This is a genomic window from Brassicibacter thermophilus (assembly GCF_055378355.1).
This window is the reverse complement of sequence record NZ_AP042446.1, coordinates 764,008-778,950: the sequence shown is the minus strand read 5'-3', so window position 1 is coordinate 778,950 and position 14,943 is coordinate 764,008. Positions and strand designations below refer to the sequence as shown.

Genomic DNA, 14,943 nt, shown 5'->3' with positions numbered 1-14,943 from the left:
TATACTTTTAAATACTCCCCTAAATACAATTTAGGCTATAGAATATTTATAAAACCAAATTCTATAGCCTTGTAAAATAAGTCTTGTTATTTATATTATTCTTAAATTTTTTTAAATATGACAGTACCATTATGTCCACCAAAACCTAGTGAATTAGAAAGTGCATAATTAACTTTCTTCTCTCTATACCTATTAGGTGTATAATCAAGATCACATTCAGGATCTGGATTTTCATAATTTATTGTTGGTGGTATTTTGTCATTTTTAACTGCAAGTACGCTAGCTATAGCTTCTATACCTCCTGATGCCCCCAATAAATGACCTGTCATGGACTTTGTAGAACTTATTGCTAATTTTTGTGCATGTTCTTTAAATACTTTCTTTATTGCTAAAGTCTCTAACTTATCATTAAGATGAGTGCTTGTGCCATGTGCATTGATATAGTCTATACTATTATAATTAATACCTGCGTCATTAATAGCTATTTCCATCGCTTTTGCTGCTCCATTTGCTTCTGGATCTGGTGCAGTAATATGATATGCATCAGATGTAGCACCATATCCAACTAATTCAGCATATATATAAGCACCTCGTTTTTCTGCATGTTCTAAAGATTCAATAATTAAAATACCTGCTCCTTCTCCCATAACAAATCCATCTCTTTCCTTATCAAAAGGTCTACTAGCTTTTTGTGGATTATCATTATTAGTTGACAATGCCTTCATTGAGCAAAATCCAGCTATTGATATAGGAGTTATAGCTGCTTCACTTCCTCCTGTTATCATGATATCAGCATCTCCTTGCTGGATAACTTTAAATGCTTCCCCTATAGCATGAGTAGCTGATGCACAAGCTGTAGTAATAGTTGCAGTAGGTCCCTTTGCACCAAGCGCCATAGAAATATAACCTGGAGCTATATTGGATATCATCATAGGAATAAATAATGGGCTTACTCTTTTTGGCCCCTTTTCCATGAGCTTGGTATGTTCATTTTCAAGAGTTTCTATGCCACCTATTCCTGAACCTAATATAACACCAAATCTTTCCTTATTTATATTGTCAAGATTAATATTTCCATCTTCAATAGCCATCTTTGTTGCTGCTACTGCAAATTGTGTAAATCTATCCATTCTTTTTGATTCTTTTTTATTAATATAATCACCAGGAATAAAATCTTTTACTTCTGCTGCTATTTGTGATGCATAACCTGTAGTGTCAAATCTTGTTATTTTAGATACACCAGATATCCCACTAAGTAGTGCATTCCAGTACTTTTCCTTTCCTATCCCTATAGGTGTTATACATCCTAATCCAGTTACTACGACTCTTTTTTTCATTCTTCCCCCTCCTTAAATGAAAACGTGAAAACGGGGGACGGTTCCTATGATATATGAAATATATCATAGGAACCGTCCCTATGATATATTATTTTTTGCTGTCAATGTATGATACGATATCTCCTATGTTTTTGAATTTTTCAGCGTCTTCATCAGGTATTTCTATCCCAAATTCATCTTCTATGCTCATCATTATTTCTACTGCGTCTAATGAATCAGCTTCTAAATCATTCATAATTGAAGTTTCAGCATTAATTGTACTTAAATCTTCTATAGCTAATTGTTCTCCTATTATTTTCTTTACTTTTTCTAATGTCATAATTACATACCTCCTATATTTTATTATAATAATTTACATTACCATTCCACCATCTACATGTATCACCTGTCCTGTGATATAGCTAGCTTTTTCAGAGCATAAAAATGCTACTACATTAGCTATATCTTCAGGTTTCCCATACCTTTTCATAGGTATAGCATTTAGCATTTCAGCTTTGATTGAATCAGAAAGTTCATCTGTCATATCTGTTTGTATAAATCCAGGAGCTATTGCATTTATATTTATATTTTTTACTGCTAGTTCCTTAGCAACTGATTTAGTAAATCCTATAATTCCTGCTTTTGAAGCACTATAATTTGCTTGACCAGCATTTCCTGTAATACCAACTACTGAAGCTATATTTACTATTTTACCATATTTTTGTCTCATCATATCTCTTATTACTGCTTTAGTACACAAAAATGTCCCTTTTAAATTTATATCAATTACCTTTTGCCAATCTTCAATTTTCATTCTCAAAAGAAGCGTATCCTTTGTTATACCTGCGTTATTTACTAATATATCTATACTGCCAAATATTTCTTTTATACTCTTTATCATGTTATTTACTTCTTCCTCTTTTGATACATCTGCCTTAACAGCTATTGATTTTACATTATATTTTTGTATTTCTCTTACCACTTCTTCCGCTAATTCCTTATTGTTCGAATAATTAATAGCTACATTTGCTCCCTGTTTTGCTAGCTCTAATGCAATAGCCTTTCCTATACCTCTTGACCCACCTGTAACTAAAGCATTTTTACCTGCTAGTTCCATTCTCTACCTCCTAATCGAAATATTTAAGTGTATCTTCTAATGTCTCCATATTTTCAACATGAAGAGTTGTCACTTGTTTATTGTTTTTCTTAGCTATTCTTTTAGTAAATCCAGTAAGACTCTTGCCAGGTCCTATTTCAATAAATGTATCTACTCCCTTATCCATCATAAGTTCTACAGATTCTTCCCAGTGAACCGAACTGCTCACTTGATTGACTAGATTAGGTATAACTTCATCTTTTTTATGTAACAATTTAGCATCTACATTTACTACAACAGGTTTTATAGGTTCAAATATATCTGCATTTTCTAAATCTATTTTTAGCCTTTCTCCTGCTTCTTTTAGAAGGCTTGAATGAAATGGTGCACTTACAGGTAAAAGGACTGCCTTCTTAGCACCAGCTTTTTTACATTCCTCTACTGCTTTTTTAACTGCTTCTACTTCCCCTGATATTACTATCTGACCTGGACAATTATAATTTGCAACCTCAACTACACCTATATCTTTACTTTTTTCAATACATTTCTGTACATCTTCCTTTTCAAGTCCTAGTATTGCAGCCATCGTACCTACTCCTATTGGTACAGCTTCCTGCATATATTTCCCTCTATTTTTAACCAATTTAACTGCATCGAAAAATTTAAATGACTCTGCCTTTACTAAAGAAGCATATTCACCTAAGCTTAATCCTGCAGTATAATCACAATCTATACCTTTTTCTTCTAACACTTTCATTATTGAAATACTAGTAGTTAATATTGCAGGCTGAGTATTTTCAGTTTTAACGAGGTCTTGATCTGGTCCTTCAAAACAAAGTTTTTTCATATCCATATGAAGTGCATCGCTTGCTTCTTCAAATATTTGTCTAGCTGTAGAATAATTATCATGTATTTCTTTACCCATTCCTACATACTGAGCTCCCTGTCCAGGAAAAAGAAAAGCTATTTTCCCCATTTAATATTCCCTCCTTCAAACTTTTGAATGTAGTAATTTGAAATTATTTACTATCCATTAACTTCAAAAGTCGTTTCTCAGCGTCATTGATTATTTCTTTTATTATTTCTTCACATGGCTTTATATCATTTACCATAGCAACTGATTGACCTGCCATTACTGAACCATTGTCCGTATCTCCATCTATAACTGCAAGCTTTAACTTACCTGTTCCAAACCTGTCTAATTCTTCCTTGCTTATACCCTTTTTTTCAAGATTTAGAAATTCTTTTGTAAACTTGTTTTTTAAAGCTCTTACTGGATGTCCTGTACTTCTTCCAGTTACTATCGCATCTCTATCTTTTGCTGATATTAGTTTTTTCTTATAATTTTCATGTACTTCACACTCTGTAGAACATACAAATCTTGTTCCTATCTGTACTCCTTCAGCTCCCAATGATAAAGCTGCTAAAAATCCACGTCCATTACTTATCCCTCCTGCTGCTACAACAGGTATATCTACTTGGCTAGATATATTAGGAACTAATACCATAGTAGTAAGTTCACCTATATGTCCTCCTGCCTCTGTTCCCTCTACTATTAATCCGTCAACTTCTAATCTTTCCATTCTCTTAGCTAAAGCCAAAGAAGGTACTACTGGGAATATCTTTATTTCCTGTTCCTTTAGCCTTGCAATGTATTTTCCCGGGTTTCCAGCTCCAGTAGTTACTACATCAACCTTTTCTCTGCATACAAGGTCCATAACTTCATCCACATAAGGAGATAAAAGCATGATATTTACTCCAAAAGGTTTATCTGTAAGTTTCCTAGCTTTGTATATCTCTTTTTCCACTACATCAGCAGGAGCATTTCCTGCTGCTATTAGTCCTAATCCACCAGCATTTGAAACAGCTGCAGCTAATTTTGCAGTAGCAACCCACGCCATTCCTCCTTGAAATATGGGATACTTTATATTAAGCATGTCACATATTCTACTATGAAACATTAGATCACCTCTTTTACATTATTTAGACCATTTTATAACATTTGAAGCCCAAGTTAAACCAGCACCAAAAGCAACTAACACTAATACATCACCTTTTTTTATCATGTTCTTCTTCAACGCTTCGTCTAACGCCATAGGTATTGATGCAGAAGACATATTCCCATATTTATCTAGATTAACTAGTACTCTATTCATATCAATTTTAAGTCGCTTTGAAGCAGATTCAATTATCCTTATATTTGCCTGATGTGGTATGAGGTAATCAACATCTTTTAGTTCAATTCCAGCAATTTCTATTGCTTTTAATGCTGCTTTAGGCATAGTCCTAACAGCAAATTTAAATACCTCATTACCTTCCATATGTACGTAATGTAATCTCTTTTTTACAGTTTCAAGTGAAGCCGGCATTCTTGAACCTCCTGCAGGTTGTGTAAGAAAATGTCCGCTAGCACCGTCTGCACCTAAATATGAAGATAATATTCCAAACCCGTCTTCTACTTCACTTAAAACAGCTGCTCCTGCTCCATCACCAAAGAGTACACATGTATTCCTGTCTTCCCAATCTAGTATTTTACTTAAAGTCTCTGCCCCTATAACAAGTATGTTCTTATACATCCCTGACTTTATAAAGTTACTTCCTACAGTTAGTGCATATAAAAATCCAGAACACCCTGCAGCAATATCAAATGCAGCAGCTTTATCTGCCTTAAGATTCTTTTGCACTATACAAGCAGTTGAAGGAAATGCCATATCTTGTGTAGCCGTTGCAACTATTATTAAATCTATATCTTCCATTGTAATGTTTGCATCTTCTATGGCTTTCTTAGCTGCCTCTGTCGCTAAATCTGATGTAGCTGTCTTATCATCTGCTATTCGTCTGTAACTTATACCTGTCCTAGTCTTTATCCACTCATCAGATGTATCTACCATTTTTTCTAAATCAAAGTTACTTAATATCTTTTCTGGTACATAGGTTCCCATTCCTATAATACCGACTGATATATTCTTTCTCAATTATATCCCCCCTGATCAAAATATTTAAATCGTACTAATTTATCATTGAATTAAATACAAACTTATGTTACAATCTATCCATAGGTTCTAGTTTTAGTACCTAGTATTAATATGTAGTATATATTATTTTTTTAAAAAAATCAAGAGAATTATTTATACAATTTTTTTCTAAGGAGTGAGAAAAATGTTGGGTATAAAAGAAATACAAGACATTATTCCACATAGGTATCCATTTTTACTTGTAGATAAAGTAGAAATTGTCGAAAAAGGGAAAAAAGCTATAGGTTATAAAAACGTAACTATGAATGAATATTTTTTTCAAGGTCATTTTCCTAAAGAACCAGTAATGCCTGGAGTACTTATCATAGAATCTTTAGCACAGACAGGTGCTGTTGTTATATTAAGTTTAGAAGAATTTAAGGGAAAAACAGCCTATTTTGGCGGAATAAATAAGGCAAGATTTAAGAGAAAGGTAGTTCCTGGAGATACGCTTAAACTTGAAGTAGAAATAATTAAAATGAGAAAATCAATAGGTATAGGAAAAGCAGTAGCTACAGTCAACAATGAATTAGCAGCAGAAGGTGAGCTCTTATTTGCAATAAAATAAATTTCCCCCTATCATAATAAAATAGTGACAGAAAATTATTTTCTGTCACTATTTTATTATAACTTAAACACGTTCAATCCTGAATTTTCATCAAACTCTCTTTCTATTTCCTCATCTACTACATCAACAATTAATTCACAAGTTCCAGAAATCCAAGCTTCGTTTAAATGCCCTCCATGTGCATTATATTGTTCATCTGCTACAGTTATATGTAGATGAAGATATACTTCTCCATTGCTTGTTGTAATATTGCCAGTTAGATTTGTAATTTCATGCTCACCTTTTAACTCAATATTATGATACTCTTTAGTATTTGTATTAAATAATCCAATTGTTACTCTATCAGCTGCTCCTATTCCATATACAGAACCCAATTTAACATTATTTTCTTGGCAAAATTTTTTAAGTGAACTAACTACTTCTTCCCCTCTATCAATCCTTACGAAATACTTGTTACCTATTTTTTTTGACCTCATACTAACACTCCTTTATAACTTTCTTGATAATTATTATATCATTAAAAAACTCAAAGAAAAACAATGCTTCTCTAAAGATAAAAACGATTTTAACAAGATACAATTTTTTATTACAAATTTTATATATAGTTTCTGAATATTTATAGTAATTATCACAATACAATACAATTTTATGATATTATAAAAAGTGTATTTATTAATTAATATATTGGAGGGATAAAATGAATATTGCAATAGTGGGAGGAGGCAATGGTGGTAAATCAATATTAGAATCTTTTTCAAAGATAGATGATATAAACGTATCTATTATCATCGACAAAAACATTAATGCACCCGGAATAGTTCTAGCTAAAGAATTAGGAAAAAAATATTCTCATTCCATTGATGATATTGATCATAATAATACGGATATGATCATCGAAGTAACTGGGTCAGAAAAGGTTGCTAACTTACTTAATGAAAAATACGGTGGCAGCTGTAAAATCATTGATTCTAAAAGTGCATACCTTATTATGGCTCTAATAAAGCAAGATATGAAAACACTGGACAAGCTTAATCTTCATATAGAAGCAATTAATGAAACTTCAAAAGTAGTCGAAGAAAAATTAGAAGACATATCTCAATCTATAAATAACATAAGCAACATAAGTGAACGTTTAATACATACAACTAAAAAGTCAGAAAAATATATAAAAGAAACTGACGAGATAATTAGGTTTGTAAACAACATATCTAAACAAGTAAAAATATTAGGCCTAAATGCCACCATTGAATCTGCCAGAGCTGGAGAACATGGAAAAGGATTTTCTATAGTTGCTAATGAGATACAAAAACTTGCTGAAAATACTCAAAATTTTGCAACTCAAATATATGATATATTAGGCAATTTGTCCGCAGAAATTAATAAAATCAATGGGGAAGTAGATAATTTAAATAATCTTTCTCAAATACAATTAGATGCTTCTAAAGAAGTAAGAACAGCAGTTAAAAAACTTCATGATGAGACTTTAGTATAATTAATGTTACACGACAGAGAATAATCTCTGTCGCATTTAATTATTTATATTGCTTTCCAAGCATTGTGGCTCCAATTATTCCAGCTGTATTCCTCATTTCCGCTAATACAATTTTACCTATTGGTAGTTCTTTATAATGCTTAGCCTTTTCTACTTCTCGTATAACTAAATCTAATAGATACTTTCCTGCATTTGCTACTCCCCCACCTAATACGATTATCTGTGGATCTAAAATATTTATTAAGTTAACAATTCCAATACTCAAATATTTAACAAACCTTTCCACAATTTGATTAGCTATATTGTCCCCTTCTTTAGCACAATCAAAAATTACTTTTGCATTTAATTTGCTTAAATCTCCTTGTACTTTTTTGTATATTAAACCCTTATCTTCTTTCTCTTTAAATAATTTTTTTGCATATTTAATCATATGCAGTGGATGATGAACATGTCAAATTCTTGTTGTAACATTTTTCTCAAAGGTACATTTCTCCATTTAAGATTAACACTGAATATTACATTTCCATCTTTATCAGCTAATCCTGGAATTCCTATGCCTATACTCTTAATGTCATCCTTTGTTAGCCCATATTCATCAATTAAGCTTGGTACCGCCCAGGTCTACACCAATATACACAACTTTTCCTCCATATTTTAAAGTTAATAACATCGTAAACCATAAGACTATAAAAAGAGTAAGCAGCTTTAGCCCTTTAAGATATTGAGCCTCAGCTGCTTAAATTTATTACTACTAAAGCAACTTTTTTAATCTATTTTCTTATTGCTTCTGCACCTTTTTCAAGTGCTTGTTTATTTAATGGAATTAAATGAGCTTTTCTTTCTCCAAATACCTTTTTAAATGCTTCAAGAATTGATTCAAACTTTACCACTTTTGTTAATTCAACATATGCACCTAACATTATCATGTTTGCAACTTTGCTATTACCCAATTCATCAGCTAATTCATTTGCAGGTATATAATAAGCATTTATATCTTTTCTTTCAGATTTTCTGTCTATAAGTGAACTATTTATGAACAAATTACCTCCTTCTACTACATCATCTTCAAATTTATCTAGAGAAGGTTTATTCATAACTATTGCTGTAGTAGCTTCTGTAACTATTGGTGAACCAATAGGATCATCTGAAACCATTACATTACAATTTGCAGTTCCGCCACGCATTTCTGGGCCATAAGATGGAAGCCATGAAACATTTTTGTTCTCAATCATTCCAGCATATGTTAATAACTGACCCATTGACATAACTCCTTGACCACCAAATCCTGCTATTACAATTCTTTCCTGCATTTATTCCACCTCCTCAGGAGTACGATAATTTCCAAGAGGATAATAAGGAATCATATTATCTTCCAACCATTTTAATGCTTGAGTTGGTTGTAATCCCCAGTTTGTAGGACATGTTGACAACACTTCTACTATACCAAATCCTTTACCTTCTAGCTGAGTTTTAAAGCATTTTAATATTGCTTTTTTTGCTTTTCTAATATTTGCAGGACTATTTACAGCAACCCTTTCTACAAACTTAGCACCATCAATAGTTGCAAGCATCTCTGCTATCTTTATTGGTTTACCGCAATGTGCTTCATCTCTACCATAAGGAGCAGTAGTAGCTTTTTGTCCTACTAATGTAGTTGGAGCCATCTGGCCACCAGTCATACCATATATAGCGTTATTAATAAATATTGTTGATATCTTTTCTCCACGATGTGCTGCGTGAACTATCTCTGCAGTACCTATTGAAGCTAAGTCACCGTCTCCTTGATAAGTAAATACAAATCTATCAGGAAGAACTCTTTTTATACCAGTAGCAACAGCAGGAGCTCTTCCGTGAGCAGCCTCGTGCATATCACAATTAAAATAGTTATATGCAAATACTGAACATCCAACTGGAGCAACTCCTATAGCTTTATCAAGTACTCCTAATTCTACTAATGCCTCTCCTACTAATCTATGAACAATTCCGTGAGTACACCCAGGACAATAATGAAATGGAACGTCAGTAAGCCCTTTAGTCTTTTCAAATACTACTGCCATTATTTTTCACCTCCATATAATTTCTTCGTCTCTGCAATTATATCGTTTGGAGTAGGTACCATACCACCCATTCTTCCATGGAAACTTACAGGAAATCTTCCCTTTACCGCAATTTTTACATCATCAAGCATTTGACCAGAGTTCATTTCTACAGTCAATACACCTTTGCATTTATCATTTATCTTATCAAATGCATCATAAGGGAATGGCCATAATGTAATTGGTCTTATTAAACCTACCTTCATTCCTTCTTTTTCCATCTTATCTATTGCTGTCTTAGCTATTCTTGAAGTTGTTCCATAAGCAGCTATGACAACGTCTGCATCTTCAATATTATAAGTTTCAACTTTTACTTCATTTTTAATTATTTCTGCATATTTTTTTTGTAGATGAAAATTATGTTTCTCTAATTCTTCTGGATCTATATATAAAGAATTTATTATATTTGGTTTTCTCTTTCCACCAGTTCCAGTAGTTGCCCAATCCTTAGGAGGTAATTTTCTCCTCTTTGGTTCCTTAAATTCAACAGGTTCCATCATCTGTCCTATCATTCCATCTCCTAATATCATAACAGAGTTTCTATACTGGTCAGCTATATCAAAACCTTCTATAATCAAATCAACAAGCTCTTGTACATTTGAAGGTGCTAGTACTACCACCTTATAATCTCCATTTCCACCACCTCTGGTAGCTTGGAAATAATCTGTTTGAGAAGGTTGTATACTTCCTAAGCCTGGACCTCCTCTCATAACATTTACTATTACACAAGGTAACTCTGCACCTGCGATATATGATATTCCCTCCTGTTTAAGTGATATACCAGGACTTGAAGATGATGTCATTACTCTTGCTCCAGCACCTGCCGCTCCATATACCATATTTATTGCTGCAATTTCACTTTCAGCCTGTAAAAACACTCCCCCTATTTTTGGTAACTCTCTAGCCATATACTCAGGGCATTCGCTTTGTGGTGTTATTGGATATCCGAAAAAATATCTGCATCCAGCTTGAATAGCTGCTGCACCAATAGCTTCATTACCTTTCATTAATACTTTAGCCATCTTATATCTCCCTCCTTTAAAATTTATTCATTACTCAGTTATTCTTTCCACAGTTATCGCTACATCAGGACATATAGTTGCACAATTTGCGCATCCTATACACTTTTCCATCTCCTTAACAGTAGCAGGATGATAACCTTTTACATTAATCGTTTTAGGATCTAATATTATTATTTTAGTAGGACAAGCTGTAGTACATAATCCGCATCCCTTACAAATATCTTGGTCTATAGTAACTTTTCCCCTAGCTTTTGCCATAATTCAACCCTCCCAATTGATATTATTTTATTTAATTAGAATGTAGCTTGTTGTACAATCTAATTTATGCCATTAAATCAAAGCATCCATTCTTCCCTCATATACATCTTAATAGGGAATATTTCTCCTTCTATGTCTTTTGGCAGTTCTTCAGCTACTTTTTCTATTGCAGCAACATACTTTATAGGTATGCCAAGTTTTTGTGAAACCTTTACCGCTAACTCTTGCCCATTTAATACATCTTGAACAGTAGTACTCTTTAGCAGATGAGTATTATTCACTATACCTGTTACTCTCGCATTAGCTACAGCTTCAATTTTTTTTAAATATTCTATTGCTTTTTCAACAGTTTGAGTTTCTGTTCTATTAGCATTAAGTATAAAAAACATATCATATTCGCCATCTTTAAAATACTCTTGGTATCTACCTAATGTTCTTGCTCCGGCAGGGTCCCCTCCTACATCAAGAATAGCTTCCCACTCCTTATTTTGAAGAGGTCCATATACCTCTGCAGATATTGCAGGTACGTCAACAGCTGGAGCATGAATAGATCCACCAATAACTTTAATCCCTGCTTTTTCTAACATATCGGCTTTTTCTCTGCTTCTGAAATAAAGATTCACTACATCTAAATCTGCAAGAGCTATCTTATTTTTAATTTTAGCTAATTTTAATGCGTAATTTACCGCAAATTCAGTTTTACCACTTCCATAATGACCAGTTACTATTCTTATTCTCTTATCATTGAGCATAATACCTCTCCTTCGAGATTCAAAACTTGTTAATACTCCTTAGCTTTTTCTTCTCCTTTTAATACTCTTATTGCACCTTGAGCTAATGCTAAAAGTTCATCTTCACCAGGATAAACGAATACTTTAGATATAAAGCTAACCCTTTCTTTTATCCATTTAGTAAATAAATCATCATAAGCAATTCCACCAGTAATAACTATTCCATCTACGTCTCCTTCAAGAACTGCTGCACAACTACCAATTTCCTTAGCTACTTGGTAAGCCATTGCTTTATATATCAGCTCTGCCTCTTTATTACCATTATTTATCATTTTTACTACTTCTCTAGCATCATTAGTATTTAAATATGCAACTAATCCTCCATTACCTTTAATTTTCTTTTTCATTTCTTCAAGAGTATATTTATTAGAATAACATAGTTTAATCAAATCTCTTACTGGAAGTCCACCTGTCCTTTCAGGAGTGAAAGGACCTTCTCCATCTAAAGCATTATTTACATCTACTACTCTACCTTTCTTATGTGCTCCAACAGATATTCCACCACCTAAATGTGCTACAATTAAATTAAGCTCTTCATACTTTTTCCCAAATTTTTCTTTAGCTACTCTTCTAGCAATAGCTTTTTGATTTAAAGCATGAAATATACTTTTTCTTTCTATTTCTGGCATACCCGAAATTCTTGCTATGTCATCTAGTTCGTCAACTACAACAGGATCAACTATATATGAAGGTATATTTAACTGAGATGCTATTTCATATGCTAATATACCTCCTAAGTTTGAAGCATGCTCTCCCATAACTCCTACTTTCAAATCTTTAAGCATAGCATCATTTACTTTATAAGTTCCTCCAGGTATCGGTTTTACCAACCCACCTCTTCCAACTACTGCACTAAGCTTAGTTATGTTAATACCTTTTTTGTTTAAAGTCTCAAGAATAATATCCTTTCTAAATTTATATTGGTCAAATACTGTATCATATTTTGATAATTCCTCTGAAGAATGCCTTAATGTTTCTTCTAATACTGGTTTTTCATTATCAAATATAGCAATTTTAGTAGAAGTAGATCCAGGATTGATTGCCAATACTCTATAAACATCAGTCATTTTATACGCCCCCCTCCTTACTTTTTAGCAGCCATTAATACTGCAAGAGCTATTGAATTTAATTTTGCTTCATCGCTATCTGCCCTAGAAGTCAATACTACAGGTGCTTTAGCACCTACTATTACACCTGCATTTTTAGCATTGCCTAAAAAAGCTAGCGATTTATACAAGACGTTGCCGCTTTCAATATTTGGAACTAAAATAATATCTGCATCTCCTGCAACAGGATGATTTATGCCTTTATGCTTTGCAGCCTCTTTTGATATAGCATTATCCAGTGCAAATGGTCCTCCTACAATACAACCAGATATTTCACCTTTATTATTCATTTCTTCCAATTCTTTTGCATCTACTGTAGCAGGCATTTTAGGATTTACCTTTTCTTTAGCGCATACTACTGCAACTTTAGGTTCATTTATGTCAAGAGAATGAGCAACAAATACCGCATTTTCAATTATCTGTTTCTTTTGATTTAAATCTGGTGCTATGTTCATAGCAGCATCTGTTATAAATAAAATCTTATGATAAGTTGCAACATCAAATACTGCAACATGGCTTAAAATCTTTCCTGTTCTAAGTCCTATTTCTTTATCGAGTACAGCCTTCAAAATTATTGATGTATCTACTAATCCTTTCATTACTATATCTGCTTTACAATTACTTACAAGTTCAACAGCCTTACGAGAAGCATTTGTCAAATCTTTTTCATCAATTATGTCATATTCATTTAAATCCATACCTATGTCGCTGGCATCTTTAGTAATTTTTGCTTTATCTCCAACAAGAATAGCATTAGCTATCCCATTTTCATGTGCTGCTTTAACAGCAGATAAAACTTCTTTGTCCTGAGCAACAGCAACAGCTAGTGTCTTAGGCCCCCTTTCTTTTGCTAAACTTAAAACTCCTTCAAAGTTATTAATCATCTATTTTCACCTCTTCTTCATAAATTTTTACATTTTCTATACCATTTATTACTCTTAATGCTCCATTATTTAATGCTTCCATCTCAAATTCACCAGGATATATTGTTATTGGAGCAATAAATTTTACCATTTTTATAATTTTATCAGTAATAATCTTAGAATAAGCTAGTCCACCAGTTAGTATTATTCTATTTACTTCTCCATTTAATACAGTAGCCATTGCACCTATTTCCTTCGATATTTGATAAGCCATTGCATTTAAAATAAGTCCTGCTTTCTCATCTCCAGCCTTATATCTTTCTTCAGCTTCTCTAGCGTCAGTAGTACCTAAATATCCAGCAAGTCCACCTTCCCCTTTTAACTTTTTTTTCATTTCTTTAAAAGAATACTTTCCTGAATAACACATTTCAACTAAATCTCCTACTGGTAGACCTCCTGTTCTTTCTGGTGAAAACGGTCCCATTTCACTTGCATTATTTACATCTACCATCTTGCCCCTCTTTACAGGTACTACGGATATTCCACCACCTAAATGTGCTACTATTAAGTTTAAATCATTTATGCTTTTTTTAAGTTCCTCAGCAAATTTATACGAAACAGCTTTTACATTTAGAGCATGTATTAATGATCTTCTCTGTATTTCAGGTAATCCAGATATTCTAGCTATATCATCAAACTCATCTACAGCTACTGGATCTACTATATATGCATTTATGCCTTCCATATCTGCTATTCCTTTAGCTAAAATTCCTCCAAGATTTGAAGCATGCTCACCTTGGATTCCAATTTTCAAATCATCTATCATCTTATCTGTAACAATATATGTCCCACTAGGCATAGGCCTTAACAAGCCACCCCTACCTACTACAGCAATTAACGAAGAAAGGCTAATATTTTCCTGTTTTAACCAGTCTAGGATTAAGGAAATTCTATATTCATATTGATCAATAATGTGTTCAAAACTTTTTAAATCTTCCATTTTGTGAATAATTTTTTTTGAGTTAAGTTTTTCCTTATCCTTAAATAATGCAACTTTTGTTGAAGTTGAGCCAGGATTTATCACTAGTATATTTTCTCTTTGCACACTTTCACCTCTCTACTACCCTTATATTTAATATTCAAGATTTATAAAATTTCATAATACCATAATCATAATGCAATAAACATGCCATATTTTATAATAGTACATACTATAATTTTAAATTCCTTTAATTTACTATTTTTTCTACATAATTTTATTTAATACTATAAATAAATTGCATATTCTTGGATATGAAAATGTTTTTATGCAAAATTTTTC

General features: G+C 32.7%; 18 protein-coding genes and 1 pseudogene. 2 read left to right on the top strand and 17 right to left on the bottom strand.

The genetic code is table 11. From position 1 onward, the window contains the following. Positions 1-101: 101 nt before the first annotated feature. From fabF to ACZ41D_RS03750, 6 genes are all read right to left on the bottom strand, one after another. Complete coding sequence (fabF, locus tag ACZ41D_RS03775; RefSeq protein WP_464152602.1) at positions 102-1,337, bottom strand: beta-ketoacyl-ACP synthase II; 1,236 nt, start codon at positions 1,335-1,337, stop codon at positions 102-104. Positions 1,338-1,425: 88 nt separating this feature from the next. Continuing rightward, positions 1,426-1,656, bottom strand: coding sequence for an acyl carrier protein (gene acpP, locus ACZ41D_RS03770; RefSeq protein ID WP_464152601.1), 231 nt, complete (start codon positions 1,654-1,656; stop codon positions 1,426-1,428). A 33-nt stretch (positions 1,657-1,689) separates the two neighbouring features. Continuing rightward, positions 1,690-2,433 carry a 3-oxoacyl-[acyl-carrier-protein] reductase gene (gene fabG / locus ACZ41D_RS03765; protein WP_464152600.1) on the bottom strand — a complete coding sequence of 248 codons (744 nt, stop codon included), beginning with the start codon at positions 2,431-2,433 and terminating at the stop codon, positions 1,690-1,692. Positions 2,434-2,443: 10 nt separating this feature from the next. Next, positions 2,444-3,388 (bottom strand): ACP S-malonyltransferase, encoded by a 945-nt coding sequence (fabD, locus tag ACZ41D_RS03760; RefSeq protein WP_464152598.1) that lies wholly within the window; start codon positions 3,386-3,388, stop codon positions 2,444-2,446. A gap of 43 nt (positions 3,389-3,431) precedes the next feature. Beyond that, on the bottom strand, positions 3,432-4,373 hold the full coding sequence (gene fabK / locus ACZ41D_RS03755) for an enoyl-[acyl-carrier-protein] reductase FabK (RefSeq protein ID WP_464152597.1): 942 nt from the start codon (positions 4,371-4,373) through the stop codon (positions 3,432-3,434). A gap of 18 nt (positions 4,374-4,391) precedes the next feature. Continuing rightward, a complete protein-coding gene (locus ACZ41D_RS03750) occupies positions 4,392-5,387 on the bottom strand; it encodes a beta-ketoacyl-ACP synthase III (protein WP_464152596.1) in 996 nt (331 codons plus the stop codon). A gap of 184 nt (positions 5,388-5,571) precedes the next feature. Between ACZ41D_RS03750 and fabZ the strand changes: the two genes are divergently transcribed. After that, positions 5,572-5,994: a 3-hydroxyacyl-ACP dehydratase FabZ gene (gene fabZ / locus ACZ41D_RS03745; protein ID WP_464152595.1), complete on the top strand. Its 423-nt coding sequence runs from the start codon at positions 5,572-5,574 to the stop codon at positions 5,992-5,994. A gap of 56 nt (positions 5,995-6,050) precedes the next feature. Here the strand turns inward: fabZ and ACZ41D_RS03740 are convergent, their stop codons facing one another. Next, the gene (locus ACZ41D_RS03740) at positions 6,051-6,470 is read right to left on the bottom strand and encodes a PPC domain-containing DNA-binding protein (protein ID WP_464152594.1); all 420 of its coding nucleotides are present in this window, start codon (positions 6,468-6,470) and stop codon (positions 6,051-6,053) included. Between the two features lie 221 nt (positions 6,471-6,691). Between ACZ41D_RS03740 and ACZ41D_RS03735 the strand changes: the two genes are divergently transcribed. Next, positions 6,692-7,486 (top strand): methyl-accepting chemotaxis protein, encoded by a 795-nt coding sequence (locus ACZ41D_RS03735; protein WP_464152593.1) that lies wholly within the window; start codon positions 6,692-6,694, stop codon positions 7,484-7,486. A 40-nt stretch (positions 7,487-7,526) separates the two neighbouring features. On the opposite strand, the gene ACZ41D_RS03730 is transcribed toward ACZ41D_RS03735, so the two are convergent. The 10 genes and pseudogenes from ACZ41D_RS03730 to buk (ACZ41D_RS03685) form a co-directional block, all read right to left on the bottom strand. Beyond that, positions 7,527-7,916: an ROK family protein gene (locus tag ACZ41D_RS03730; RefSeq protein ID WP_464152592.1), complete on the bottom strand. Its 390-nt coding sequence runs from the start codon at positions 7,914-7,916 to the stop codon at positions 7,527-7,529. Beyond that, positions 7,913-8,089: pseudogene (locus tag ACZ41D_RS03725) on the bottom strand (ROK family protein); the annotation flags it as partial. The pseudogene ACZ41D_RS03725 and the gene ACZ41D_RS03730, both read right to left, overlap by 4 nt. Positions 8,090-8,256: 167 nt before the next feature. Beyond that, positions 8,257-8,796 carry a 2-oxoacid:acceptor oxidoreductase family protein gene (locus ACZ41D_RS03720; RefSeq protein WP_464152591.1) on the bottom strand — a complete coding sequence of 180 codons (540 nt, stop codon included), beginning with the start codon at positions 8,794-8,796 and terminating at the stop codon, positions 8,257-8,259. Beyond that, positions 8,797-9,543 (bottom strand): thiamine pyrophosphate-dependent enzyme, encoded by a 747-nt coding sequence (locus tag ACZ41D_RS03715; RefSeq protein WP_464152590.1) that lies wholly within the window; start codon positions 9,541-9,543, stop codon positions 8,797-8,799. Next, complete coding sequence (locus ACZ41D_RS03710; RefSeq protein WP_464152589.1) at positions 9,543-10,604, bottom strand: 3-methyl-2-oxobutanoate dehydrogenase subunit VorB; 1,062 nt, start codon at positions 10,602-10,604, stop codon at positions 9,543-9,545. Before ACZ41D_RS03710 ends, ACZ41D_RS03715 begins: the two co-directional genes overlap by 1 nt. 30 nt (positions 10,605-10,634) lie before the next feature. Beyond that, the gene (locus ACZ41D_RS03705; protein ID WP_464152588.1) at positions 10,635-10,862 is read right to left on the bottom strand and encodes a 4Fe-4S dicluster domain-containing protein; all 228 of its coding nucleotides are present in this window, start codon (positions 10,860-10,862) and stop codon (positions 10,635-10,637) included. Positions 10,863-10,939: 77 nt separating this feature from the next. Beyond that, complete coding sequence (locus tag ACZ41D_RS03700; RefSeq protein WP_464152587.1) at positions 10,940-11,614, bottom strand: ATP-binding protein; 675 nt, start codon at positions 11,612-11,614, stop codon at positions 10,940-10,942. Between the two features lie 29 nt (positions 11,615-11,643). Then, positions 11,644-12,720 (bottom strand): butyrate kinase, encoded by a 1,077-nt coding sequence (gene buk, locus ACZ41D_RS03695; protein WP_464152586.1) that lies wholly within the window; start codon positions 12,718-12,720, stop codon positions 11,644-11,646. 17 nt (positions 12,721-12,737) lie between these two features. Beyond that, positions 12,738-13,643 (bottom strand): phosphate butyryltransferase, encoded by a 906-nt coding sequence (gene ptb / locus ACZ41D_RS03690; RefSeq protein ID WP_464152585.1) that lies wholly within the window; start codon positions 13,641-13,643, stop codon positions 12,738-12,740. Then, positions 13,636-14,727: a butyrate kinase gene (gene buk / locus ACZ41D_RS03685; RefSeq protein WP_464152584.1), complete on the bottom strand. Its 1,092-nt coding sequence runs from the start codon at positions 14,725-14,727 to the stop codon at positions 13,636-13,638. Before buk (ACZ41D_RS03685) ends, ptb begins: the two co-directional genes overlap by 8 nt. Between the last annotated feature and the right edge of the window lie 216 nt (positions 14,728-14,943).